At 41.0% G+C, this 26,200-nt stretch carries 29 protein-coding genes; all 29 read left to right on the top strand.

Annotation, left to right across the window (positions count from 1 at the left end; all coding sequences use genetic code 11):
* Window positions 1–132 precede the first annotated feature (132 nt).
* The 29 genes from EDD68_RS04385 to EDD68_RS04250 all read left to right on the top strand — a co-directional run bounded on the left by EDD68_RS04385 (window position 133) and on the right by EDD68_RS04250 (window position 26,194).
* Window positions 133–1,152, top strand: coding sequence for a YpdA family putative bacillithiol disulfide reductase (locus EDD68_RS04385; RefSeq protein WP_132371029.1), 1,020 nt, complete (start codon window positions 133–135; stop codon window positions 1,150–1,152).
* Between the two features lie 40 nt (window positions 1,153–1,192).
* Complete coding sequence (locus EDD68_RS04380; protein WP_132371028.1) at window positions 1,193–2,149, top strand: asparaginase; 957 nt, start codon at window positions 1,193–1,195, stop codon at window positions 2,147–2,149.
* Between the two features lie 377 nt (window positions 2,150–2,526).
* Entirely contained in the window at window positions 2,527–3,216 is a 690-nt protein-coding gene (gene prsW, locus EDD68_RS04375) for a glutamic-type intramembrane protease PrsW (protein WP_132371027.1), read from the top strand.
* A 260-nt stretch (window positions 3,217–3,476) separates the two neighbouring features.
* Window positions 3,477–4,274, top strand: coding sequence for a spore cortex-lytic enzyme (gene sleB / locus EDD68_RS04370; protein WP_243646756.1), 798 nt, complete (start codon window positions 3,477–3,479; stop codon window positions 4,272–4,274).
* A gap of 18 nt (window positions 4,275–4,292) precedes the next feature.
* Window positions 4,293–5,639 (top strand): germination protein YpeB, encoded by a 1,347-nt coding sequence (gene ypeB / locus EDD68_RS04365; RefSeq protein WP_132371025.1) that lies wholly within the window; start codon window positions 4,293–4,295, stop codon window positions 5,637–5,639.
* A 207-nt stretch (window positions 5,640–5,846) separates the two neighbouring features.
* Window positions 5,847–6,524 carry a flagellar brake protein gene (locus EDD68_RS04360; protein WP_132371024.1) on the top strand — a complete coding sequence of 226 codons (678 nt, stop codon included), beginning with the start codon at window positions 5,847–5,849 and terminating at the stop codon, window positions 6,522–6,524.
* 45 nt (window positions 6,525–6,569) lie between these two features.
* Window positions 6,570–6,719 carry a DUF5359 family protein gene (locus tag EDD68_RS15170; protein WP_165902058.1) on the top strand — a complete coding sequence of 50 codons (150 nt, stop codon included), beginning with the start codon at window positions 6,570–6,572 and terminating at the stop codon, window positions 6,717–6,719.
* Window positions 6,720–6,830: 111 nt separating this feature from the next.
* Complete coding sequence (cmk, locus tag EDD68_RS04355; RefSeq protein ID WP_132371023.1) at window positions 6,831–7,529, top strand: (d)CMP kinase; 699 nt, start codon at window positions 6,831–6,833, stop codon at window positions 7,527–7,529.
* The gene (locus EDD68_RS04350; RefSeq protein WP_132371022.1) at window positions 7,519–8,097 is read left to right on the top strand and encodes a lysophospholipid acyltransferase family protein; all 579 of its coding nucleotides are present in this window, start codon (window positions 7,519–7,521) and stop codon (window positions 8,095–8,097) included. Before cmk ends, EDD68_RS04350 begins: the two co-directional genes overlap by 11 nt.
* A gap of 88 nt (window positions 8,098–8,185) precedes the next feature.
* Window positions 8,186–9,340: a 30S ribosomal protein S1 gene (gene rpsA / locus EDD68_RS04345; protein WP_132371021.1), complete on the top strand. Its 1,155-nt coding sequence runs from the start codon at window positions 8,186–8,188 to the stop codon at window positions 9,338–9,340.
* Window positions 9,341–9,479: 139 nt separating this feature from the next.
* Complete coding sequence (locus EDD68_RS04340) at window positions 9,480–10,070, top strand: YphA family membrane protein (RefSeq protein WP_132371020.1); 591 nt, start codon at window positions 9,480–9,482, stop codon at window positions 10,068–10,070.
* Window positions 10,071–10,167: 97 nt separating this feature from the next.
* On the top strand, window positions 10,168–11,478 hold the full coding sequence (gene der, locus EDD68_RS04335) for a ribosome biogenesis GTPase Der (RefSeq protein WP_132371019.1): 1,311 nt from the start codon (window positions 10,168–10,170) through the stop codon (window positions 11,476–11,478).
* A gap of 14 nt (window positions 11,479–11,492) precedes the next feature.
* Window positions 11,493–12,533, top strand: coding sequence for an NAD(P)H-dependent glycerol-3-phosphate dehydrogenase (locus EDD68_RS04330; RefSeq protein ID WP_132371018.1), 1,041 nt, complete (start codon window positions 11,493–11,495; stop codon window positions 12,531–12,533).
* Window positions 12,534–12,597: 64 nt separating this feature from the next.
* Window positions 12,598–12,861: a stage VI sporulation protein F gene (locus tag EDD68_RS04325; RefSeq protein WP_243646748.1), complete on the top strand. Its 264-nt coding sequence runs from the start codon at window positions 12,598–12,600 to the stop codon at window positions 12,859–12,861.
* 297 nt (window positions 12,862–13,158) lie between these two features.
* Window positions 13,159–13,356 carry a DUF2768 domain-containing protein gene (locus EDD68_RS04320; protein ID WP_132371017.1) on the top strand — a complete coding sequence of 66 codons (198 nt, stop codon included), beginning with the start codon at window positions 13,159–13,161 and terminating at the stop codon, window positions 13,354–13,356.
* Window positions 13,357–13,373: 17 nt separating this feature from the next.
* Window positions 13,374–14,096 carry a hypothetical protein gene (locus EDD68_RS04315; RefSeq protein ID WP_132371016.1) on the top strand — a complete coding sequence of 241 codons (723 nt, stop codon included), beginning with the start codon at window positions 13,374–13,376 and terminating at the stop codon, window positions 14,094–14,096.
* A 379-nt stretch (window positions 14,097–14,475) separates the two neighbouring features.
* Complete coding sequence (gene spoIVA, locus EDD68_RS04310) at window positions 14,476–15,954, top strand: stage IV sporulation protein A (protein ID WP_132371015.1); 1,479 nt, start codon at window positions 14,476–14,478, stop codon at window positions 15,952–15,954.
* Between the two features lie 471 nt (window positions 15,955–16,425).
* Window positions 16,426–16,698: an HU family DNA-binding protein gene (locus tag EDD68_RS04305; RefSeq protein WP_132371014.1), complete on the top strand. Its 273-nt coding sequence runs from the start codon at window positions 16,426–16,428 to the stop codon at window positions 16,696–16,698.
* Between the two features lie 109 nt (window positions 16,699–16,807).
* Window positions 16,808–17,038, top strand: a complete 231-nt coding sequence (gene mtrB / locus EDD68_RS04300) for a trp RNA-binding attenuation protein MtrB (RefSeq protein ID WP_132371013.1) — start codon at window positions 16,808–16,810, stop codon at window positions 17,036–17,038.
* Window positions 17,039–17,123: 85 nt separating this feature from the next.
* Window positions 17,124–17,933 (top strand): heptaprenyl diphosphate synthase component 1, encoded by an 810-nt coding sequence (locus EDD68_RS04295; RefSeq protein ID WP_132371012.1) that lies wholly within the window; start codon window positions 17,124–17,126, stop codon window positions 17,931–17,933.
* A 3-nt stretch (window positions 17,934–17,936) separates the two neighbouring features.
* Window positions 17,937–18,656 carry a demethylmenaquinone methyltransferase gene (locus EDD68_RS04290; protein WP_132371011.1) on the top strand — a complete coding sequence of 240 codons (720 nt, stop codon included), beginning with the start codon at window positions 17,937–17,939 and terminating at the stop codon, window positions 18,654–18,656.
* 22 nt (window positions 18,657–18,678) lie between these two features.
* A complete protein-coding gene (gene hepT / locus EDD68_RS04285) occupies window positions 18,679–19,650 on the top strand; it encodes a heptaprenyl diphosphate synthase component II (RefSeq protein WP_132371010.1) in 972 nt (323 codons plus the stop codon).
* 96 nt (window positions 19,651–19,746) lie between these two features.
* Window positions 19,747–20,193: a nucleoside-diphosphate kinase gene (gene ndk / locus EDD68_RS04280; protein ID WP_132371009.1), complete on the top strand. Its 447-nt coding sequence runs from the start codon at window positions 19,747–19,749 to the stop codon at window positions 20,191–20,193.
* A 195-nt stretch (window positions 20,194–20,388) separates the two neighbouring features.
* The gene (locus EDD68_RS04275) at window positions 20,389–21,165 is read left to right on the top strand and encodes a CheR family methyltransferase (protein ID WP_132371008.1); all 777 of its coding nucleotides are present in this window, start codon (window positions 20,389–20,391) and stop codon (window positions 21,163–21,165) included.
* A 191-nt stretch (window positions 21,166–21,356) separates the two neighbouring features.
* The gene (gene aroC / locus EDD68_RS04270; protein WP_132371007.1) at window positions 21,357–22,523 is read left to right on the top strand and encodes a chorismate synthase; all 1,167 of its coding nucleotides are present in this window, start codon (window positions 21,357–21,359) and stop codon (window positions 22,521–22,523) included.
* Complete coding sequence (gene aroB / locus EDD68_RS04265) at window positions 22,523–23,605, top strand: 3-dehydroquinate synthase (RefSeq protein WP_132371006.1); 1,083 nt, start codon at window positions 22,523–22,525, stop codon at window positions 23,603–23,605. The genes aroC and aroB overlap by 1 nt, the downstream gene beginning before the upstream one ends.
* On the top strand, window positions 23,602–23,982 hold the full coding sequence (aroH, locus tag EDD68_RS04260) for a chorismate mutase (protein WP_132371005.1): 381 nt from the start codon (window positions 23,602–23,604) through the stop codon (window positions 23,980–23,982). The genes aroB and aroH overlap by 4 nt, the downstream gene beginning before the upstream one ends.
* On the top strand, window positions 23,979–25,058 hold the full coding sequence (gene hisC, locus EDD68_RS04255; protein WP_132371004.1) for a histidinol-phosphate transaminase: 1,080 nt from the start codon (window positions 23,979–23,981) through the stop codon (window positions 25,056–25,058). The genes aroH and hisC overlap by 4 nt, the downstream gene beginning before the upstream one ends.
* A gap of 23 nt (window positions 25,059–25,081) precedes the next feature.
* Window positions 25,082–26,194, top strand: a complete 1,113-nt coding sequence (locus EDD68_RS04250) for a prephenate dehydrogenase (RefSeq protein WP_132371003.1) — start codon at window positions 25,082–25,084, stop codon at window positions 26,192–26,194.
* The last annotated feature ends 6 nt before the right edge of the window (window positions 26,195–26,200 follow it).

Below are 26,200 nucleotides of genomic sequence, written 5' to 3'. Positions count from 1 at the left end.
GTACCATTATGCAATGATAAAACAGAAGCTGCCCTAATCGGTCTGAGCCGAATGGGATTCCTGGTTATCTTGATGCTTCAAATGTTTTCAGCATATCTACGGAATGCACAAATCCGTGAGTTGACATAAAATATGAAAGGCAAACATTTAAAAATCTGGGGAGTGAAAGTCATGAAAGAAGATGTCATTATTGTCGGAGCAGGACCTTGTGGGCTTTCAGCCGCCATAGAACTGCAGAAAAAGGGAATAAAGCCATTGTTAATCGAAAAAGGAAATGTTGCTGAATCCATTTACCGCTATCCGACTCATCAAACCTTTTTCAGTTCAAGTGATCGTCTGGAAATTGGTGGATATCCTTTTATTACAGAAAAACAAAAGCCCGTACGAAATGAAGCCTTAACATACTATCGGACGGTTGCGCAAAGGTCCCATTTAAGGATTCATTCATATGAAAAAGTAATAGGGGTAGAAAAGATACACGACTATTTTGTCGTCTCCACACAAAAACGCACAGGGGAAGACCAAACATATCAGGCGAAGTTTGTCATTATTGCAACAGGATATTATGATCATCCGAATATGCTAAATGTCCCCGGTGAAGAACTGGATAAAGTGAGCCATTATTTTAAAGAGGCCCATCCCTATTTTGATAAAGATGTTGTGGTCATCGGCGGTAAAAATTCAGCGGTTGATGCAACACTGGAGCTAGTTAAGGCGGGAGCAAGAGTGACAGTCATTTATCGGGGAAGTAAATATTCCGACAGTATCAAGCCATGGATATTGCCTCAGTTTGATTCCCTTGTCCAAAAAGAAATTGTTCAAATGGAGTTCAATGCCAGAGTAACGAAAATTACCGATGATCATGTACACTATGTAAAAGGTGGAGAAGAAAAAATCATTGTTAATGACTTTGTGTTTGCCATGACTGGATATCACCCGGACCATAGCTTTTTAGAAAAAATGGGCGTAGACATTGACTCTGAAACTGGTCGCCCTTTTTATAATGAAGAGACGATGGAAACCAATGTTGAAGGGATCTATATTGCAGGAGTTATTGCGGCCGGCAACAATAACAATGAAATTTTTATTGAAAACGGACGATTTCATGGTGACCTGATTGCGTCATCTATATGCAAGAAACTTAAAAAATAATCGATATTTGCGTTTTGATCTGCAAACAAGGAGGAGCACGATGAAAAAAGTCATTTTATTGACCACAGGCGGCACTATTGCCAGTATACCTAATGAAAAGTCCGGCAAGCTGACATCGGGTGCACTTAGCGGAGAAGAACTCGCTTCTTTATGTGAACTTCCCGATGACATCGATGTTTCAGTTGAGTCGATATTACAGAAGCCAAGTATGCATATAACTTTTGAAGATCTCGTTTATATAAAAGAGAAGATCGAACACCATTTTAAGAATCCAGAAGTAGATGGAGTCGTCATTACCCATGGGACTGATACCCTTGAAGAAACGGCATATTTTCTTGATTTAACAATCGATGATGAGCGTCCGGTTGTGGTAACGGGTTCCCAGCGTTCTCCGAAAGACCTTGGCAGTGATGTATATATAAACTTGAGGCATGCGATTTATTCAGCCTGCTGTGAGAATTTAAAGCATACAGGAACGGTGGTGGTGTTTAATGAAAGAATATTCCCGGCCAAATATGTGAAAAAGGAACATGCTTCGAACATTCAGGGCTTTAACGCTTTCGGTTTTGGGTACCTGGGAATCATCGATAATGATGAGGTGCATGTTTATCAAAGGCCCATCAATCGGGAGACCTTTGATCTTAAACATTCTTTGCCCCGTGTGGATATCATTAAATGCTATCTGAATGCAGACGGTATTTTTCTGAAAGCAGCAAGGGAACAGGGAGCAAAAGGAATCGTTCTGGAAGGGGTTGGAAGAGGTCAGGTCGCTCCAGCAATGATGGATGAAATAGAGCGATGCCTGCAACAGGATATGAAAGTCGTGATTACGACCAGCTCGGAAGAAGGGGCTGTATATCCTACTTATGACTACAGAGGAAGTGCTTACGATCTTGTGAATAGAGGTGTGATTTTAGGAAGTGACTATGACAGCAAAAAAGCCAGAATTAAACTGGCAGTTTTAATGGCAGCGGATGCTGAACAATTTGAGTTTTAAGTAATTGCTGATATTCGATTTTAAAATATTCGGAAGTAGATCGTAACAAAAGAGGATTCTATCGTTTATCGTTTTGAGGATTAAATGATTTTCCGTTTCTTATCCGGCCTTGCACCTTCCGTCAATATAGTGCTTGCTCTTCAGAATCCGTTCCCGGTCATGAATGCTGACGATCCGCCAGTAAAAGTTTCATTCCCCGCTAAATTTCGGCGCAGATCTGGGTCAGCCGGGCTCCATCCTCAATGTCTACGGCTGACAGGGTGTATCCCGGGCTAGTCTTCTTTTTTCTTCCTGGAAACACCCTTGGCCGTATTTCTTTTCTAAAATAATAATGGTACGATGAAATTATCAAACCATTGAAAGGGGAGAGAGAAATAGTGATTAGCGTGATTTCCGCGGGAATAGCACCCGGGGTTGCTTTGCTTGCGTTCTTTTATTTAAAAGACCGTGTGAACAGTGAACCCCTTTCAATGGTATTCCGTTCTTTTATCACTGGAGGACTGCTGGTTATTCCGATTATGTTTCTGGAGTATACTTTTGTGATTGAAGGAGTTGGCCAGTCCCCCTTTGTCAAATCTTTTTTGTTAACCGGACTCATGGAAGAGTTCGTCAAATGGTTTATTTTCTTATATACCATTTATAAGCATGTTTTTTTTGATGAGCATTATGACGGAATCGTTTATGGCGTATCCATCAGTCTCGGATTTGCTACGGTTGAAAATCTTCTGTATTTACTCGCAAATGGAATTGAATATGCTTTTGGAAGAGCGCTCTTTCCGGTTTCTTCCCATGCCCTGTTCGGTGTAATTATGGGATTTTATTTTGGAAAGTCAAAATTTAAACGGAAACACCCGAAGCAGATGATTGCAATTGCCCTTATTTTGCCGGCAGTCCTCCACGGCCTGTATGATTTTATTTTGTCAGCGGTGCAAAGCAACTGGCTGTATGTCATGGTCCCGTTTATGATTATGTTATGGGCCCTGGCTTTGCGAAAGGTAAAGCTGGCTAATCAGGAAAAGAAGGTTGTGCATTTGGACCGGAGAAATAAATGGACCGGTACGATTTAAATAGAAAATGTCTGCATTTTAAACGACTGGTTCGCATAGAAATGTATCCGGTAATCTTATAACGGTTAACTTTTTTGACAAAAAAACTGTCCCAAGTGTGGGCAGTTTTTTTTTGCCGGATCGAACAAGGAATGTTGCGGACGTGTGCATAAAAAAACAAATTCAGCAAAACTTATGAAAGACATTACTCTTGGCCATATTCAGGAGGAATAAAGATGAAGGATAAAAAAAAATTCCTGATTTTTATATTTCTATTTTTCATGGTGAACATCCCGTTATCATCATATGAAAATAGTCAACAATCCCATGCCTTTAGTCCCCGGGTGTTACAAAAAGGGGCTACGGGAGATGATGTGATTGAATTGCAGGCGAGGCTGCAATATCTTGGGTTTTATAATGGCGATATTGATGGGGTGTTTGGCTGGAGAACCTATTGGGCAGTTAGAAATTTCCAGTATGAATTTGGATTAACCGTAGATGGTCTCGTCGGTGCAGAAACAAAAGAAAGGCTTGTCAGAGCAAGCCGATTTGATCGGGAATTTATCCACGAGCAAATTCGCCAGGGAAGAGATTTTACCTATTATGGAGGAGTCCCAAAGGAACAGCAGGTCAAAAGGCAGCCTGATCGGGGGGGACAGGCGGCAAATCCCGGCAATCAGACGACAGGCACCCGAACGACTGCGGTGAATGTACCTGCGGGATACTCCCAGAATGATATACAGATGATGGCCCAGGCTGTATATGGAGAGGCCAGGGGGGAACCATATGTGGGTCAAGTTGCGGTTGCGGCAGTGATATTAAATCGTGTAGAAAGCCCATCCTTCCCCAATACCGTCTCGGGGGTTATTTTTGAGCCGAGAGCATTCACTGCTGTCAGTGATGGACAAATCTGGCTGACCCCAGATGAAACCGCTAGACAGGCCGTACTTGATGCCATCAATGGATGGGACCCATCAGGCAATGCACTGTATTATTTTAATCCGAATACGGCTACTTCTGACTGGATCTGGTCGCGTCCGCAAATCAAGCAAATAGGCAAACATATATTTACAAAATAAAAAAAGAGGAGTGATTCGATGCTCCGATGGATATCGATTGGGGTTCTGTCGGTAGCCCTGGTTGGGGTAGGTGTATGGGGATACCAGGAACACCAGGAAAAAAACGCTATATTAATCCAGGCAGAAAATAACTACCAGCGCTCTTTTCACAATCTCGCCTATTATGTCGATCTCCTTCACGACAAAATCGGGACTGTTCTGGCAATGAACACGGCAGACAGTCTTTCTCCCCAGTTAACCGAAATATGGAGGATTACTTCAGAAGCTCATACTGAAGTAGGTCAATTGCCATTATCTCTATTGCCTTTTAATAAAACCGAAGAATTTTTATCCAATATTGGACACTTTTCATACCGGACCGCCATCAGGGGATTAGATGATGAACCCTTAAGTGATGAAGAAGTGAAAACCCTGGAAAAATTATATGAACACTCTGGTGAAATCAAACGGGAGCTAAGAAAAGTCCAATATCTGGTTTTAGAAAACAACCTCAGATGGATGGATGTGCAGCTTGCACTGGCTACACAGGAGGAACAGCAGGACAACACCATTATTGATGGATTTAAAACCGTAGAGAAAAATGTAAAAGGGTACTCAGAGGGGATGATTCATACATCTTTAAATGGTGTAATGGAAGAACCTGAGGAAAGCCAGGTTGATATCACCGGTGAAAAAATAGATCATCAGCAATTACGAAATAAAATAAATCAAATCCTTTCCATTGACGACGGGACGGAATTACGAATCACAGAAACAGGAGAAGGTTCAGATATTGGCTTATACACGGTATCATTCGATCAGGATGGAACATATGGGTATATGGATTTCACACAAAAAGGCGGACACTTATTGACATTTATGATCAACAGAGAAATTGGTAAACCGAATATCAGTTTATATGAAGGGATGGAACGAGCTGGCCGATTCTTACAGAAAACGGGCTACGATCATATGGAAGCCTATAACAGTGTCCAGTATCAAAATGTTGCTGTATACTCCTTCGCTTATACCGAAGATGATGTCCGCATCTATCCAGATGCGATTGAAGTAAAAGTTGCTCTGGACAACGGAGAAGTAATTGGTATTGCAGCCAGAGACTATTTAACTCATCATAAAGAACGGACGATCAACGACCCAGAATTGACACTGGAAGAAGCCAAAAATGAAGTCAATCCGAATGTAAATATACAGGAACAAAGTCTGGCCGTGATTGAAAACGATTTAGGAAAAGAAGTCCTCTGCTATGAATTTATCGGCACTTTAGGCGAAGATACGTACCGTATTTATATCAATGCTCAGGACGGCTTTGAAGAACGGGTTGAACGGCTGAAACAGCCTGAAGTTGATTTTGGATCTGTTTCGTAACGATTAAACGTTCAAGTCTCCGGCGATGTTGCACAGATGTTTCCACGATCAGAACAGGGCTGATCTGTCAATGGAGCAGACGATTTCTAAAGGAAACGAAAATATTATATTTACTTTAATTTTGAAGGAAAGGGAAAGTCGAACCTTTCCCTTTTTTTATTTTTTTGCCATAATAAGAATATATTCTGTTATGGAAAGGGTTTTTTGATGTTATACATTGGGGCAACCTTAACAATGGAACTCATGAGAAGCAATGATGAATCAAAGGAAACGTATCGCTGCAAACTGCTGGATACCAAAGGTGATCAATGTTACGTCGATTATCCGGTTAATGAAAGAACAGGCAAAACATCAATCTTTTTTGAAGGAACGCAGTTTAAAATATCATTTGTTGCCAGGGATGATTCAGTTTATATTTTCCATACTGAATTGCTGGGCAGAAAAAAATTAAAAAACATTCCAGTTCTCGTTCTGTATTATCCCGGAAACGATCATATGATAAAAATCCAGCGAAGGGAATTTGTGCGAATCCGAGCATCACTGGATGTTGCTCTTCATGATCCAGAAAATAAGCGTTCTCCAATCATTACACGGACGGTAGATATCAGCGGTGGCGGAATGGCGGTGATTGCTCCTCGAAAAATGAGCTATAAGCCTTCTGACGAATTGGAAACGTGGATTGTGTTGCCTTTCAGACAACATGATTATGCATATATTCATGCCCGCTCAAAGTTGCTCCGCCATATTAAAGGCGGTTCGGAAACTCCAGATAAGATGACGTTCAAGTATTCAGATATCAAGGAACAGGCACGGCAAAAAATTATCCAGTATTGTTTTGAAAAACAGCTTGAGGCCCGCAGGAAAGGGATTGATTTAAAAGAATAGAAATCATGTTATTCGGCAACGCTATAGGAAAAAGGTGTGGTGATGATGAGAACTTTTGAAAAAATATTGATTCGTTTAATCATCATTCATGCTTTTTTACTATTCATCAGCCAGTGGTTTGTCCTGTACACACCATTACATAAATATGTTAACCCGGTATATGATTATATCGGGGTCAGTTATACTATGAAATAATTATAGACCATCCTTTCCCTGTATGTTATTATTTTGAAGTGTATTTCACTGGCAGTTCCGCTGCCTGAAAACGTTTTGTAATGGGATGGAAATAAAGGGAGAGGAAAAGCAATGAAAAAGAAAGATATTGCTATTGCGATTGACGGACCTGCTGCAGCAGGAAAGAGCACTGTAGCGAAAAAGGTGGCACATGACCTGGGTTACATTTACATAGATACAGGTGCGATGTATCGGACACTGACCTTAAAAGCCCTTACTGACAACGTTCCAGTTCATGAAGAAGAGCCTTTATATCAACTTCTTTTAAAAACCCAGATCGAATTCAAACAGGAAAACGGTGAACAAAGGGTATTCATGGATGGGAAGGATGTCACCAGAGATATCCGAACATCTGATGTGACCAATCATGTATCCATGGTAGCCACCCATCCGAAAGTCCGACAGGAAATGGTAAAGCGGCAGCAGGATATGGCAAAGAACCGCAGAGTAGTCATGGATGGAAGGGATATCGGTACCCATGTGATTCCGGACGCAGAAGTGAAAATATTTTTATCTGCTTCGGTTGAGGAACGTGCCAGAAGAAGGCATCGAGAGAATATGGAAAAAGGATTTCCGTCTGATTTTGAACAATTGAAAGAGGAAATCAGGAAACGGGACGAACAAGATTCCAAAAGGGAAACAGCGCCACTCATTAAAGCCGATGATGCGATTGAAATTGATACCACATCACTCAGTATAGAAAATGTGGTAAGTAAAATTCTGGATCTTGCGAACCATAAAATACTTGAGGAGAATGAGGATGCTTTATAAGCTGGGGAAAATCATTGTTCTTATTCTTTTCCGACTTCTATTTCGCATTCAAGTTTTTGGCCGTGAACATATTCCTAAAACAGGGCCAGTGATTATCTGTTCCAACCATATTTCCAATTTAGACCCCCCTACCGTTGGGATTACATCTCCAAGGGAAATCTTTTTTATGGCTAAAGAGGAATTATTTGAAAAAAAATGGATTGGCTGGCTATTAAAAAACCTGCACGCTTTTCCGGTTAAACGGGGAATGCGGGACCGGCAAGCCCTCAGAACAGGGCTTAAGATTTTGGATGAGGGCCATACCCTTGGGTTATTTCCGGAAGGGACACGGAGCAAAACCGGGGAACTGGGAAAAGGACTTGCAGGGGCAGGATTTTTTGCCCTGCGTTCTAAAGCTGTCATTATTCCGTGTGCCATTACAGGACCATACAAATTATTCGGAAAAGTGAAAGTCGTTTATGGAAAACCAATATCCATTGAACAGATGCGGAGACAGAAAGCATCTCCTCAGGAAGTAACAGATAAAATTATGGAAGAAATTCAACAATTGCTGAATTCTGCTAAATAATCGTTGTTTTCTGCTTGACAAATGAAGGTAAATATAAGAAGTTAGTAAAAAGGATATTTATGGGTTGCTGGTTCAAGGAGGTCTTTGTATGGATGATGTGAAAAATGACTTAAATCATGCGGAAAATCTCAAAGTAGGAGACATGATTAAAGGAAAAGTGATTAAGATTGAAGAAAAGAGGGCACTAGTGGATGCAGGTTACAAATCTGAAGGTATTCTGCCAATCAGTGAACTCTCTCATTTACATGTAGAACAGATTGCTGATGTCATTTCAGAGGGCGATGAACTTGAATTGATGGTAAAAAAATTAAATGACGAAGAGCAGGAGCTCGTTCTTTCAAAGAAAGCCGTCGATATGGAGAAAGCCTGGTCTCATCTGGAAGATGTGTATCAAAAGGATGAAACCATTGAAGCAGAGGTTAAAGAAGTCGTTAAAGGCGGTCTGGTTGCGGATGTCGGTCTGCGGGGCTTTATTCCTGCTTCCCATGTGGAAACGTATTATGTTGATGATTTTGAGGATTATGTCGGCAAAACGCTGACGTTAAAAATCATAGAGCTGGACAGGGAACAAAACCGAGTAATCCTTTCCCACCGGGCGGTAGAAGAAGCAGAGATGGAAAAGAAAAAGCAGGATCTGCTCCAGAATTTAGAACCCGGTCAGATTGTTGAAGGTGTTGTACAGCGGATAGCCAGCTTTGGTGTGTTCGTAGATATTGGTGGAGCAGACGGTCTTGTCCATATTTCCCAGCTTTCCCATGAGCATGTGGAAAAAGCCTCGGATGTAGTCAATGAAGGAGATAAAATTAAAGTAAAAGTATTATCCGTTGACCGGGATACCGAACGGATTTCATTATCATTAAAAGAGGCCCTTCCTGGACCATGGGATGGTATTGAACAGAAAGTAAAACCAGGGGATGTGATAGAGGGGACCGTTAAACGTCTTGTGAATTTTGGTGCATTTGTGGAAGTGTTCCCGGGTGTAGAAGGGCTTGTTCATATATCCCAGATTTCCAGCCGCCACATTGGATCTCCGCAGGAAGTGCTGGAAACAGGCCAAACCGTCAAGGCAAAAGTTCTGGAAGTAAGTGAAGCAGATAAGCGTATTTCCTTGTCGATCCGTGAGGTAGAAGAGGAAAAAGATAATCAGGAATTGCAGAAGTTCCAACAGGAAAATGAAGAAGGTTCCTTCCAGATTGGAGACATTATTGGAGAACAATTGAAGAAAATAAAAGATGAAGAATAAACCGTGCTGATAACCAGAAATGATTGTGCCAGGCAAAGAAAGGAGTATTCACCGTATGGTGGAAACTCCTTTTTTCTTCGATTAAAAAAATAATATTCACCCTATAATGGTAACAGGTTTATCAAGAGGGGTGAATAGAATGGGATTCCAATTCTTATTCTATTGGGTGAGCTGGATTCTGTGGATCATATGTTTCTTTTTTCAGAGCGATGAAAAGAAACGATTTTACCAGTCCTCCAGTGTTTTGATGCTGATTATTTTGTCCAACTCATGGATTTACTGGAATGATATAGGTATGTTAGTGCCTCTTATGTATATATTCATCATCAGTTTATTCCTGCTGTCCTATTCAAAAAGAAAATGGAAATCTGTTTTAGGTGCCATCGCGGTGGGGTTTGGTTATGGTGCATACCAAATTTTTGAATATATAAACCCGTTATGGTTGATTTTTCCTTCAACCATTGTATTAGTCCTGGTTGGATACTTGATGATCAATTATTTGACTGATCATATATATGTTCAAATTGGAATCTGGCTGTCCGGTATTACTTATGGGGAAACGTTACATAGCCTCGTTCACTATTCTTACGGGATTGACCGGATGTTTGGGGATGATCAATATTTATTTCACGCTGTGCTGTTTATTGTTTGGACCATAACGATTCGCTTCTTCAAAAGGCTTTCAAAAAAATTGAGGAAATATGTACAGGCTTACAGCTTTCTTTTATAATCAGATTTGTGATTGATGCTGCCGTTTGCTAAAATATATAAGCTGGATATATTAGGCGCAAAAAAATTCGGGAGTAATTTTACAGAGGGTGACCTTTATGAGAAAATCTGTTGTGGCAATAGTTGGAAAGCCTAATGTGGGAAAATCAACCATTTTTAATCGTCTCGTGGGAGAACGGATTTCCATTGTAGAAGATACCCCCGGTGTGACCCGGGATCGTATTTATGCAGAAGCAGAATGGCTCAATACGAAATTTGACCTCATTGATACAGGGGGGATTGAAATTGGAGACGAACCCCTTTTGGTTCAGATGAGGCAGCAGGCTGAAATTGCCATCGATGAAGCTGATGTCATTATTTTTATGGTGAATGGAAGGGAAGGAATAACCGCAGCGGATGAAGAAGTTGCGAAAATATTATATAAAACGAATAAGCCTGTCGTTTTAGCAGTGAACAAAATCGATAATCCCGAAATGAATGATAGAATCTATGACTTTTATACCCTTGGGTTTGGAGAACCATATCCAATTTCCGGAACCCATGGTCTTGGCCTGGGTGACATGCTGGATGAAGTCATTAAACATTTTCCGGATAAAACAATGGAAGATGCGGATGATGACATGATTCGCTTCAGCTTAATTGGACGGCCGAATGTAGGGAAATCCTCTCTTGTAAACGCCATCCTCGGAGAAGATCGGGTGATTGTCAGTGAAATAGCCGGAACGACCAGGGATGCAGTGGATACCCGTTTTAAAAAGGATGGGGAGGAATTCGTCATCATTGATACAGCGGGCATGAGGAAAAAGGGGAAAATATATGAAACAACGGAAAAATATAGTGTTGTGCGGGCGTTAAGAGCCATCGAACGATCAGATGTAGTACTTGTGGTAATAGATGCAGAAACCGGCATTATTGAACAGGATAAAAGGATCGCAGGCTATGCCCATGAGGCCGGAAAGGCAATTGTAATCGTGGTCAATAAATGGGATGCCATTGAAGTGGATGATAAGACGATGAAGAAGTTTGAAGAAGACATTCGCCGGGAATTTCAATTTTTGGACTATGCGCCAGTTGTATTTTTATCGGCCAAAACCAAAAAACGCCTACATACATTGATGCCGAATATCATTGAGGCAAGTGAAAATCACGCTAAGCGTGTCCAGACCAATGTCTTAAACGAAGTGATTATGGATGCCCTGGCGATGAATCCGGCTCCAACGGTCAAAGGAAAAAAACTCAAATTGTTCTATGCTACACAGGTATCGGTAAAACCGCCGACATTTGTCGTGTTCGTCAATGATCCAGAGCTCATGCATTTTTCCTACGAGCGTTTTTTAGAAAACCGAATCAGGGATGCCTTTGGTTTTGAAGGAACGCCTATTCGTATTTATGCGCGAAAACGATCATAAGGGAGTGGTCTACTTTGCAGAAAGTCACTGTACTGGGTGCAGGAAGCTGGGGAACAGCCTTATCCATTGTGTTAGCTGATCATAACCATGAAGTCAGACTCTGGACCCATAGAAAAGAACAGGCTGAAGAAATCAATAATAAAAGGCAAAATGAAAGATATTTAAAAAATATAACGATTCCCGAAAACATTATAGCGTATGATGACATGAAAGCGTCTTTAGAGGATACAGACGTACTCGTATTTGTCGTTCCGACGAAAGCGGTCCGAGAAGTGGCCAATCAGGTAAAGGAATGTTTGAATCATCAAGTTACGCTCATTCACGCAGCAAAAGGAATTGAGCCGGATTCGTTAAAAAGGGTTTCTGAAATGTTAGTCGAAGAATTGCCTGAGCATTTGTACAGGGATATCGTTGTGTTATCTGGCCCTTCCCATGCTGAAGAGGTCAGTCTCCGCCAGCCTACAACCGTTACGGTATCTTCAAAGAATATAGAAGAAGCAGAAAAAGCACAGGATCTTTTTATGAATGAAAAGTTCAGAGTATATACCAATCCGGATATTGTTGGGGTTGAAATTGGCGGTGCACTAAAAAATATTATTGCTCTTGGTGCAGGAATATCTGATGGGCTCGGTTACGGAGATAATGCCAAAGCGGCTTTGATCACAAGGGGACTTGCTGAAATCACCCGTCTCGGAGTAAAAATGGGAGCGAATCCTCTTACGTTTGCCGGCCTTACCGGGATTGGAGATTTAATTGTCACCTGTACAAGCCAGCATAGCCGAAACTGGCGGGCAGGAAACATGTTAGGCAAAGGAAATTCTCTTAACGAAGTGCTTGATCAAATGGGTATGGTTGTTGAGGGAGTCAGAACAACAAAGGCAGCCTATCAGTTATCTCTGGAATATCAGGTTGACATGCCAATCACTCACGGCCTTTACAAAGTGCTGTTTGAGCAAAAACAGCCAAAAGATGTGGTCGACCAGCTTATGACCAGGGTAAAACGTCACGAAATGGAAGATTTATCGAGTATGCTGGGTGACTCTAAAACTCTATAAAGCATCACATGTCTCTCCTCCTTGCATATACTATCATGAATAGGTAAAGCAAGGAGGAAAGCCTGTGAACAAAGACTCTCACAAAGATATTTTCGACCATATTCAAAGACAGTCAGACATTTCCCCAACTGAAATTATGCAGGTGGCACAATCCGTACAAAACATGGATTTATCGAATGAAAAAAACGTCAGAGATTTAGTGGAGCGTCTTGCAAAAATGGCCGGGAAACCGTTGCCGGAAGAAAAGGAAGACCAGATCGTCGAAATGATTATGAATCAAAATATGCCTCTTAATCTGGAAGCTCTTCAGAATATGATGAAAAAATAGAGCTTGTTAGGCACTTGAGGGTTCAATTGTTTCCTGCTTAGCATAAAATAAACCGCAGCAACAATTCACTTAGAGTTGCAAGGAATGGGATCTTTAGTCAGGCCGAGGTGTATGCCCCTTCACCTCGGCTTTTTGAATGATTATTGGCCGATTTGGACATCAATCGTGTGTGGACAGTCCTCCTATCAAATCAGAATATGAGGACCAATCCGCTTAGAATAGCTGTTTTTTTACGCGTATACGGAAGAATATGATATAATACTGACGGTAATAGCAGAGAACTAAAGGAGAATTCATATGTCAGAGAGTATGCTGAAAATGTACATATCTTTTGCGGGCATGATTTTTATGTTTCTGGCAATTGGGTTAATTCTATTAAGCAGACATAAATTCAAGGGATTTTTAAGTGGTTTAACTGGTTGTCTTGCCTATATTTTTATGATTCTGGCCGGTATCATTATTTTTTATATTGTCTTCAGCGGCCCAACCATGTAATGTCTGGAGGTTTGAAAATGAAACGAATAAAGCCAGCATTCATACTAGGTATCACCCTGTTATTGACTGGATGTTTATATCCCGAGGACCGCCTGGCCAAAAATCAGGTGCCTAATGAAGTACAATTGCAGACGGTTCAGGAAGCTGTCGTTCAGTTTCAGGAGGCATCGGATGGGCTTCTGCCGATTAAAACCCGACATTCAGATACCCCGATTTTTCAGAAGTATCCGGTTGATTTTGAAAAACTGAGGGAATATAACCTCATGGGGAGAGCTCCAGGGAACTCCTTTGAAGAAGGAGGAAAGTATCAATATGTGATTATTCACCCAGAGACAGAGCCTACTGTCAAAGTGATTGATCTGCGTATGGCAGCGGAATTGAGAAAAATGAATACGTTAATTGAAATATATCGTAATGAACATATCTATCCTCCCTTTGGGAAACAAGTAGCAGAGGGGATTTACAGACTGAATCATGAAAGTCTGGGCTTAGAAACCGAGCCATATGTTGAGAGTCCATATTCTGGTCAACCTTTGCCCATTGTTTTGAACGTACAGGGAGAAATCTTTATCGATTATTCCAGAGATCTTTATCAGGCTTTACAGAAATTTGAGCACGAGTATGAATATGGGGATGATATCCGCTATATTTTAGCTGAGAATTATCCATTTGTGCCAGCTTATTCACTGCCTTATACGATTCAGGACGGGGAACCGGTCTTTATGGAACCTCAATCATGATCCTGCCCTTGCTGCCAATAGCAGCAAGGGTTTTTTTAATTGGTAATGGGAATATGATAACCGATCCATTTTCTCTTCTTGTTCACATTCTCTCCTTTAAAGTCCAGAAGGGGAAGTCTCCAGAGACGAAGTATTTTTCTATAAAAATAGGAGAAAGTATCCTGGAAAACACATGATTTAAATTTTGATGAATATATTGATGTAAAGAAGAAGAAAGGCCTTGGAAGGGGTACATAGAACCAGTTGATCATCTACTCTTTCTGCTATCTAAATATTTTTGTCATATTTAGATAGGACAACATCATAGACTTTTAATGTCACAGGTTTGTAAACGCTGGTCATCTTTTAGTTTGAAGTTTACGGATCGGGAGGGGATCACTTGGAAAGCGTTGATATTTTTAAAGACATATCGAAGCGAACGAATGGAGATATTTATCTCGGAGTCGTAGGAGCGGTACGAACAGGCAAGTCTACGTTTATAAAAAAATTTATGGAAACAGTCGTGTTGCCGAATATACCGAATGAAGCGGATCAGGCACGTGCGCAGGATGAACTTCCACAAAGCGCGGCTGGAAAAACCATCATGACTACTGAGCCGAAATTTATTCCGAATCAGGCAGTAAAGGTTCAAGTTGAAGAAGGATTGGAAGTCAATGTCAGACTGGTAGATTGTGTCGGTTATACCGTACAGGGAGCTAAAGGGTTTGAAGACGAGAATGGTCCGAGAATGATCAACACCCCGTGGTATGAAGAACCCATACCTTTTCACGATGCAGCAGAAATCGGTACGAGAAAAGTTATTCAGGAACATTCCACCATCGGCGTCGTTGTTACAACAGATGGCTCCATTGGTGAAATTCCCAGAACAGATTATGAAGAAGCAGAAGAAAAAGTAGTGCAGGAATTAAAAGAAGTAGGAAAGCCTTTCATTATGGTATTGAACACCGTAAAGCCACATGCTCAGGAAACAGAAATGCTCAGGCAGGAATTAAAGGAAAAATATGATATACCTGTCCTTGCCTTAAGTGTTGAAAGCATGCGTGAACACGATGTCTATCATGTGTTAAGGGAAGCGCTGTATGAGTTTCCTGTGCTTGAAGTTAATGTGAACCTGCCAAACTGGGTAATGGTTCTTAAGGATGAACACTGGCTGAGAAAAAAATATGAGGAATCCATTCAGGAAACAGTCAAGGACATTAAACGCCTTCGTGATGTGGATCATGTGGTCGGGCAATTTTCAGATTACGATTTTGTAGAACGGGCACAGCTGGCCGGTATGGAAATGGGAGAAGGAATTGCAGAAATTGATTTGCATGCACCCGATGAGTTATATGATGAAGTCTTAAAAGAAATTGTTGGAGTTGAAATACGAGGAAAAGACCATCTCCTGGAGCTTATGCAGGAATTTTCTGAGGCAAAAAGAGAATATGATCAGTACGCAGAAGCACTGCAAATGGTCAAACAGACAGGCTATGGGATAGCAGCTCCCCGGTTAGAAGATATGACCCTGGATGAACCAGAAATAATCCGTCAGGGCTCGAGATTCGGCGTTCGACTCAAAGCTGTTGCTCCATCAATTCACATGGTGAAGGTCGATGTGGAATCAGAGTTTGCTCCAATCATTGGAACCGAAAAACAAAGCGAAGAGCTTGTCCGCTATCTAATGCAAGACTTCGAGGAAGATCCATTATCTATCTGGAAATCGGATATTTTCGGACGTTCACTTAGCTCTATTGTAAGAGAAGGTATACAGGCTAAACTTGCTCTGATGCCTGAGAATGCCAGATATAAATTAAAAGAAACCCTGGAACGCATCATAAATGAGGGAAGCGGCGGTTTGATCGCAATTATATTATAAGATAGGCTGCCGTCCCTGAGTCGCATGAAGCCTCCAGACAAGAAGCGTTTCCCTGGCAAGCGGCGCATAAACGGCCGCTTTTTTTTATGCGGTAGAACATAGAAAATTTTTTTTACGAAATTTTCTATGTTTTTTTTTGATTTAAAAAGGAAATATTTATAACATGTCGTATTATGTTTATGGAGAGAACTTTAACAAACCCCTATTTTTAGGGGATTGAGCCCCTTGCATAAACATTTGAACCTGTGATATGATGCAAAAAAACGGCAAAACTTAGGAAAATATGTCTATTTCGCGAATAATCTTGGTATATTTTATTGAATTTCCGTCTCTTTTCGTTTAATATAGGGCTTGTCATCACTTATTTGTGATGGCTGATCCTGTATAATATGCTAAATAATAGTGAACAAATGAAATGAGAGAAACATTTGTTCATGCAGAAGGAATCAGATTTGGGAGGAGGTGAAAAACATGAACAAAACAGAACTTGTCAATGCAGTTGCTGAAAAAAGCGAACTTTCTAAAAAAGATGCATCTAAAGCTGTTGATGCCGTTTTTGAATCGATTACGGATTCCTTAAAAAGCGGTGACAAAGTGCAGCTGATCGGCTTCGGTAACTTCGAAGTGCGTGAGCGTGCTGCTCGTAAGGGACGCAACCCGCAAACTGGAGAAGAAATTGAAATTCCAGCTAGTAAGGTACCTGCGTTCAAACCGGGTAAAGCCCTTAAGGATGCAGTTAAATAAGCCATACATAGGGCTATTTAAAAAGGGGGATTGACCCCCTTTTTATTTTGGATAAAAATAAGGTGATAGGACATAAAAAAAGCTTGTTGAAGGAAGGGAGCAAATAAAGATGGGATGTAAAGACACCAGTGCTGAATTTTTTGTCATTAAGGCTTTGGAAGATGGGGTTAATGTCATCGGATTAACAAGGGGATCAGACACCCGGTTCCATCATTCCGAAAAACTGGACCGGGGGGAAGTGATGATCGCCCAGTTCACCGAGCACACTTCTGCAGTAAAAGTAAGAGGAAAAGCGATCATTCAGACCAGTCATGGGGAAATAAAATCGATGGAAGAATAACTGATTTAGAGCAGGAAAGGAATGAAAAAATCCCTGAGTGTGCTATAATAATAACAGATTGCGATGAACCGGAAGAAGGGTACAGGTGATTTTGTTGAATTCCTTTAATGCTACAATCGAAGACTTAAAAAAACAAATCAAAAATAAAATTGATCATCCCTACTTAAAACAATTTATACACTCTCCTTCTATTTCAGATGATAAATTATTTTTTTTACATACGATTGCCAGTCTTTCAGGAAAACCAGAAAAAAAGATGAACCAATATATCCTTGCTACCATGCTCATTCAAATTGCATTAGACACCCACGAAACGGTTCCCAACAAAACCTCTTCGGAAGATGATTATGATTTGCAAAAAAATCAGCAGTTGACCGTTTTGGCTGGTGACTTATACAGTGGTCTTTATTATGATCACCTTGCTCGTGTCCACGATGTCGGCATGATTATTCATTTAGCCGGAGCCATTAAGGAAATCAATGAAAACAAAATGATTTTGTATCATGAAGATATTTATTCCATTGATCATCTTCTTGATGTTATTAAAAATATTGAGTCATTGCTTCTGCAAAAATTTGCTTCCTTTTTGGGAATTACCCAGCTAAATCATATTTTGACGGACTGGCTTTTGCTGAACAGACTATGTCATGAGCTTACATTGTTAAAAAGTGAACACCGTAATCTTTTATTTCATTTGTTGACTAAACATGGACAGACAAAACAGTCCAAACATCACATCATCCGTCTGGTAGATAACATGATTTCTAGAACGATTTTGAGGCTGGAACAAGATATAAAAGATCTTCCACAGGGCATCAGACATATTCAGAAGAAGTTATTTAACCGTTTACATCAATCTTTTAACAATCATGAAATGATACTGGAAGAAGGGTAAACAATGAGCAGTAAAACATCCAAATCCGAGCGGGTCCATTCTGTTTTCGAAAAAATCTACAACAGATATGATGTTATGAATTCCATTATTTCATTTCAACGACATAAAGCCTGGCGAAAAGATGTCATGAAGAGAATGAATGTGCAAAACGGAGCAAGAGCACTGGACGTCTGTTGCGGTACCGGGGACTGGACGATATCACTGGCGAACGCGGCAGGAAAGGACGGAGAAGTAATCGGGCTAGATTTCAGTCAAAATATGCTTTCTGTCGGGGAAGAAAAAATTAAAGAGCTGAACTTATCCAATGTCTCCTTTATTCATGGAGATGCGATGGCTCTTCCCTTTCAGGATAATACCTTTGATTATGTAACAATTGGATTTGGGCTTAGAAATGTGCCGGATTATATGCAGGTGTTACGGGAAATGACAAGAGTCGTAAAACCGGGAGGGAAAGTCGTATGTCTTGAAACTTCCCAGCCGACGATTCCCGTGTTTAGACAACTGTATTATCTTTATTTTAAGTATATCATGCCTTTATTTGGTAAGTTATTTGCAAAAAGTTATGAAGAATATGCCTGGCTGCATGAATCTGCAAAAGATTTTCCGGACCGTATGACACTTAAGAACATGTTTCAGGAAGCTGGTTTAACGAGTGTCCAGGTCAAAAGTTATACCGGTGGAGTGGCAGCCATGCATATGGGTACAAAACCTGAGCAAAGATGAATAATGAATAGGTGAATTTTTCATGAAAATGTCCGCAGCATATCCATTTTTAAAAGAAGATCTTAATCTAATAGAAAAGAAGTTATACGAAACCGTTCAGGCTAATCATCCGGTGTTGAGAGAGGCATCCACACATTTACTGAAAGCAGGAGGAAAAAGAATTCGTCCTGTTTTTGTTTTGCTTTCTTCAAAATTTGGAAATAACGATCATGAACATGTGAATGATGTTGCTGTTTCTCTAGAACTGATTCATATGGCAACGCTGGTCCACGATGATGTGATTGATGATGCAGAAGTCAGACGGGGAAAAGAGACTGTCAAATCAAAGTGGGATAATCGAACCGCCATGTACACGGGGGATTATATATTTGCCCGAGCTTTAGAAACACTTTCCGGTTTAACCCACCCCAAAATACATCAAATACTATCGAATATTATTGTGGAAGTTTGCCTTGGAGAAATTGAACAGATTAAGGATAAATTCAATCTCGGACAAAATTTCAGAACTTATCTTCGGCGAATTCGCCGGAAAACAGCCTTATTAATAGCTGTAAGCTGCCAGCTTGGTGCGATTGCGGGCGGTGCAAGTGAAAAAATTGAAAAAGCTTTATATCGTTATGGCTACTATGTAGGTATGTCTTATCAGATCATCGATGACATTCTTGACTTTACATCAACTGAAAAAGAACTGGGAAAGCCGGCAGGAAGTGATCTGATGCAGGGAAATATTACACTTCCCGTTTTATATGCCTTAAAAGATGAAGCATTTAAAAAACGGCTGGAAAAGTGCCTGATCCATGAACAGATCATTGACATGGAACAGATGAAGGAGATTATTCACGATATTAAACATTCGGAGGGAATTGCCTATTCCTATCATATCAGTGACCGCTATTTACAGAAGGCTCTCAAAGAACTGGAGCAGCTTCCCGATAACCAGGCGAAGAAAACGTTAAAAGAGATTGGCAAATCGATTGGAAAAAGAAAGTTTTAATCGCAAACAATTGTCATCTTCTCTAATCTTTGATAAAATTTTAGCAGTTTGCCCTTGAATGGGAAAGAACAAACATGACATAAAGAGGTGGAGAATATGGAAAAAACATTTTTAATGGTTAAACCCGACGGCGTGCAACGCAATCTGATTGGAGAAGTTGTCTCCCGCTTTGAAAAGAAAGGTTTTCAGCTTGTTGGTGCGAAATTGATGCAGGTTTCAAAGGAACTGGCTGAAAAGCATTATGAAGAACATAAAGACAAGCCGTTCTTTGGAGAACTGGTAGACTTTATCACATCCGGCCCTGTATTTGCCATGGTATGGGAAGGAGAAAACGTGATCGCTACTGCCCGGCAGATGATGGGAAAAACAAACCCTCAGGAAGCCCTCGGCGGTACCATCCGCGGTGACTATGGCTTATCTGTCGGAAAGAATGTTATTCACGGCTCTGACTCGAAAGAAAGTGCAGAACGGGAAATCGGTCTGTTCTTTAACGACGACGATATTCTTTCCTACGAGAAAGATGCCAATAAATGGGTGTATTAAAAACGGATTATTCAATATCCCTATCAGCCCCTGTTATGAGTACTGAATAACAGGGGCTTTCTTTTATATCCCAACATAACCAATGTTGTTACGTCACAAACCTGCAACAAATTTCATATGAATGTAGAAGGAGTTTCGCCGTTCTGATCGAATATAATATGTTGTTTGGATATTGTGAATAAAGGAGTCAGAAATATGGTAACAGATGATTACGCCAAGTTTATCGAGCTGATACGGAACAAGACAGGAATTGATTTAAGCCAGTATAAGGAAAAACAAATGAAGCGGCGTCTCACCACATTGAGGATGAAAAGGGGATTTAAAACCTTTACAGATTACTATCATGCAATCTTAAAAGATGAAAATCTGTATCATGAATTTTTAGATCGAATGACCATCAATGTGTCCGAATTTTATCGAAATAAAAAAAGATGGGATGTGCTTGAGGAACAAATCATTCCCGGATTGTTAAAGAATAGCAGGCAGTTAAAGGTCTGGAGTGCTGCCTGTTCCACAGGGGAAGAGCCCTATACCCTGGCGATGATTTTAAGTAAATTTATGCCAGTGTCTGAAATCAGCATTCTGGCAACTGATATTGATGAACATGTTTTAAATATGGCTCGAAAAGGTACATATACTGAGAAATCATTAAAAGAGATTCCCCGGGAGATGCTGGATAGCTATTTTATAAAAGATGGCAACTTTTATCATGTGGATTCAAAATTAAAAAAATGCGTAACATTTAAAAAACACAATCTTCTGGCAGATCCGTACAGTCAGAGTTTTGATTTGATCGTATGCAGAAACGTTCTCATTTACTTTACAGAAGAAGCTAAAGCAAAAGTTTATCAAAAATTCAGTGATTCTTTAAATCCAGGAGGCATACTTTTTGTAGGCAGTACCGAACAAATATTTAATCCGGGCAGATATGGATTCGAAACGGCGGCTACTTTTTTTTACCGAAAAAAGTGAATGGAAACATGAGCATTCCCCCTCTTTCAGACAGCCGTTCGGCTGAGGAGGGGGATTTGTGTTTATAGAAGGTTTAACATAATTATATTATGTTAATTTAATAAATTAATGCAACAAAGTAAACACAAAAGTAAAATCATATGATATAGTAATACAAAATCATTTGTTGAAAAGGAAACAGGAGGACGATCATGCGCTATTTAACTGCAGGCGAATCTCATGGCAAGCAGCTGACAACCATTATTGAAGGGGTTCCATCCCATTTGCCCCTGGTCAATGATGATATTAATCAATCTCTATTAAGAAGACAGAAGGGTTATGGCCGGGGAAGGCGAATGCAAATCGAAAAAGATCTTGTAGAAATCACAAGCGGTGTTCGGCACGGATATACCCTTGGTTCACCGATAACCTTAGTGGTGAAAAACGATGACTTTAAACACTGGAAGAACATCATGGGAGAATCCCCCGTTGATGACCCGGAGGAAGTAAAACGTAAGATTACCCGACCCCGTCCCGGCCATGCGGATTTAAACGGAGCTTTAAAATATCGGCATCGGGATATGAGGAATGTACTGGAGCGTTCTTCGGCCCGGGAAACAGCCGCACGGGTCGCGGCAGGGGCAGTAGCGAAAAAAATTCTCTCTCTTGTCGGGGTTGATGTTGTAGGGTATGTGAAAGAAATAGCGGGCATACAGGCTAAGGGTTATGAACATTTAACGCTGGAAGAACGAAAGCATATATCCGAAAACTCACCGGTCCGTACTCTGGATGATGAAGCCGGCAAACGGATGATGGCGGCTATTGACCTGGCGAAAAAAGAAGGGGATTCCCTCGGCGGAATTGTTGAAGTTGTTGCCGCTGGAATGCCCCCGGGTATCGGATCCCACGTCCATTACGATCGGAAATTGGATGCAAAAATTGCCGGAAGTGTCGTCAGCATCAATGCATTTAAAGGAGTGGAGTTTGGTCTCGGGTTTGAAGCAGCCAGACGAAATGGAAGTGAAGTTCACGATGAAATCCTCTGGAATGAGGAGAAGGGGTTTTACCGCAAAACCAATCGCCTGGGGGGCTTCGAAGGAGGAATGACAACTGGCATGCCAATTGTTGTAAAAGGGGTCATGAAACCAATTCCAACCCTGTATAAGCCACTGCAAAGCGTGGATATTGATACCAAAAAAACCTTTGAAGCAAGTATCGAGCGTTCGGATGCCTGTGCTGTTCCTGCTGCAGCTGTAGTGATGGAACATGTAGTCGCCTTTGAGCTGGCAAAAGCTCTGTTGGACCAGTTTCCTCATGATTATTTTCCGTCTTTTCAAAAGGCATTAAACGATTATCGTGAAGAAGTAAGGTGTTTTTAATGAAAACCATAACTGTAGGAACAGATGACCATTCATATCCTGTCCATATTGGAAAAGGTCTTCGTTTTAGGGTGGAGTCTCTCCTGCCGCGGGACTATCAAAAAGTTTTGATTGTAACAGACTCAAATGTAGGAAATCTTTATTTAAATGATGTGATCCATGCTTTTACAAAGGGACAGCAGGTACATGTCTACATCATTCCCGCCGGTGAACAGTCTAAAAATCTTAGTGAGTTTGAACATATTCATACCTTTGGGATTGAAAAAGGTCTTGACCGGAAATCCCTTATTATTGCCCTTGGAGGGGGCGTCGTTGGAGATCTCGCAGGATTTGTAGCTGCCACTTACATGCGGGGGATTGACTATATTCAAATGCCTACAACGATCCTTGCCCATGACAGCAGTGTCGGGGGGAAAGTGGCGATTAATCATCCCCGGGGAAAAAATATGATTGGACAATTTTATCAGCCGAAGACGGTGATCTATGATCTGGAAACAATCGAAAGTCTCCCTGTGAGAGAGGTCCGTTCCGGCTTTGCTGAAGTGATTAAACATGCCTTTATTGCTGATCGGCAGTTGTTATTTACACTCCTTCAGGAAATGGAATCAATGGAACATATCGATCCGGGGCTTTTGCAATATGCTTTGACCCGTGGAATTGAGATTAAGTCACATATTGTGGAACAGGATGAAAGGGACCAGGGAGTCAGGCATTTTTTGAACTTTGGCCATACACTTGGTCATGCTCTGGAATCGGAATTGGGGTACGGCACATTGACCCATGGTGAAGCGGTAGCCATTGGCATGTGGTTTGCCCTCAAGGTAAGTGAAAACATCTTTTCGATATCACTTCCTGTAAAGCCATATGAATACTGGTTGCAAAAAATGGATTACCCGCTCAATATCGGGAATGTAAAACTGGAGCATCTCATTGACTTGATGAAAACAGATAAAAAATCAACTGGCGGTCAGATTCGAATGGTCTTGCTAAAAGACCTTGAGCTTCCAAAAGTCGTTTCACTTCATGACGAAGAACTGAGGCAAATGCTGAGAATATTTATTCACGGGGGGATGAAAGAGTGATCAGGGGAATCAGGGGCGCAACAACCGTTGAGCATAATGAAAAAGACGAAATATTAACAGCAACCCGGTTATTGCTGGAAGATATGATCCGTTATAATCAGTTGATCAGAGAAGACATCTGCTCCGTTTTCATTTCTGTTACTGCGGATCTCAATGCAGTTTTCCCGGCTCAGTCTTTAAGGATGATAGAGGGGTTGAAATATGTCCCTGTGATGTGCATGCAGGAAATACCGGTTCCGAATTCCCTTCCCAGGTGCATACGGGTGATGATTCATGCAGAAACCACAAAAAACCAAAAGGAAGTCAAGCATATTTACCATAAAAGGGCGAAACAGCTGCGTCCCGATCTCAATAGTGAACGGGAGGAATCCAGATGAACCCGAAAGATGTGATACGATCATTAAATCCTTATCAGCCGGGAAAATCCATAGAAGAAGTAAAGAAGAAATACAGGTTAAAAAAGATTGTTAAACTGGCATCAAATGAAAATCCATACGGGTGTTCACCTTATGTAGAAAGTGAATGGAACAGGTCTTTTCCAAAGGGTCATTTATATCCTGACGGTTATGCAAGGGATTTAAGAGTCAAACTGTCAACCCATCTGGGAGTTCAGGAGGAAAATTTCATTTTCGGGAGTGGATCAGACGAAATCGTACAGATGCTATGCCGTACTTTTCTGGAACCCGGGTTAAATACCGTGATGGCCTGGCCGACATTTCCCCAGTACCGTCATCACGCAAAAATTGAAGGGGCTGAAATTAGAGAGGTACCAACAAGAGATGGATGTCATGATCTGGACCAGATGCTGGAAGAGATTGATCAACATACGAGAATCGTCTGGCTCTGCACACCCAATAACCCCACTGGAAGGTACATTAACGAACATCAATTAAAGGATTTTCTTAATCGTTGTCCCCATCATGTATTAGTGGTTATAGATGAAGCTTATTATGAGTACGTGACGGCCGATGATTATCCGGAATCCATTCCGCTTTTGGAAACGCATAAAAATATTATTATACTCCGTACCTTTTCTAAAGCCTATGGACTTGCAGGATTGCGGATCGGCTATGGGATTGCTGATCCCAAAATCATTCAATATTTAAATGCTGTACGGGGACCGTTCAATACGACATCTTTGTCCCAAAGGGCTGCCATACTTGCACTGGAAGACCAATCGTTTGTCAGACGTTCAAGGAACGAAAACAAAAAAAACATGCAGCTGCTCAAACAATTTTGTGCTGACCATCAGCTTGATTATTTTGACTCAGAAGGAAACTTCCTGTTAATCTTTTTGTCCAAATCTGGCCTGGAAGTCTCCGAACAGTTACTTAAACATGGATTTATCGTTCGGCCGGGAGAACTTCTGGGAATCGAACGATCCATCCGTGTGACGATTGGATCATACGAGGATATGAAGGAATTTCAGGAAAAAATGCTTATGTGCTTATAAAGGAGAAGGAGCGATCATTCACCGTGTCCAAACATATTTTAATAGCCGGTTTAGGACTTATTGGCGGTTCCATAGCTAAGAATATCAAATTTCATCATCCGTCGTCTTCTGTCCTTTACGGATATGATCAGAACAGAGCAACCCTAAATTATGCCAGGGAATATCAAATCGTTGACGAGGCGTTTACCGATTTTGAAAAAGGGGTCAAAAAGGCAGATATCATTTTTCTGGCAACTCCGATTCATATCACCATTAAACTGATGGATCGCCTTAATCGTCTTGCCTTTGATCATGAGGTCATCATCACTGACGTTTCATCTGTTAAAGGACCCGTCATGCAAAAGGCAGAACAATTACAAGATGAAAAAATCATCTTTATCGGAGGGCATCCGATGGCCGGGTCCCATAAACAGGGAATCGAAGCGGCCAGAAGCCATCTGTTCGAAAACGCTTATTACGTACTTACACCGTCCCGAAGAGCTCAACCGAAACATATGAACGAGCTTAAACAGATTTTAAACCGTACAAAAAGTCATTTTGTAGAATTAAAAGCTGAAGAACATGATTTAATGACAGGGGTTGTTTCCCATTTTCCGCATCTGATTGCGTCTGCACTGGTCCATCAGGCAAAGAACTGGGAGGAACAGTACCCTTTCCTTCCCCATTTGGCAGCTGGAGGGTTTCGAGATATAACCAGAATTGCTTCCAGCAACCCGGAATTATGGCAGGATATTTTTTTTCAAAACCGTACGAAACTGATCCGTTTGCTTTCAGACTGGCTTGAAGAGATGCAGGAATTAAAGGATTTATTAAAGAACCGAAGCAAAGATCAGTTGATTTCTTTTCTGTCAGATGCCAAACGATACAGGGACGGTCTTCCTAAAAAAGAAACAGGTGCTATTCCGAAGTTTCATGATTTGTACGTAGATATTTATGACCGTCCAGGTGAGCTATATAAGGTCATTAAATATCTAGCCGATGAACGTATTAATATTGTCAATATCCAGATTTTAGAGATACGTGAGAATATGACCGGTGTTTTGCAGTTAACCCTGCAAACAGAAGAGGAACTCCATAAAGCCAGACAAATTTTGACGGATCATGGTTATCAACTTTCAACAATTGATCATGAATAGAAGGGC

Origin of the sequence: Melghiribacillus thermohalophilus, from assembly GCF_004342905.1 — a bacterium.
Lineage (GTDB): Bacteria > Bacillota > Bacilli > Bacillales > Alkalibacillaceae > Melghiribacillus > Melghiribacillus thermohalophilus.
The sequence above is the reverse complement of the archived record's forward strand: the minus strand, read 5'-3'. Positions and strand labels throughout refer to the sequence as shown.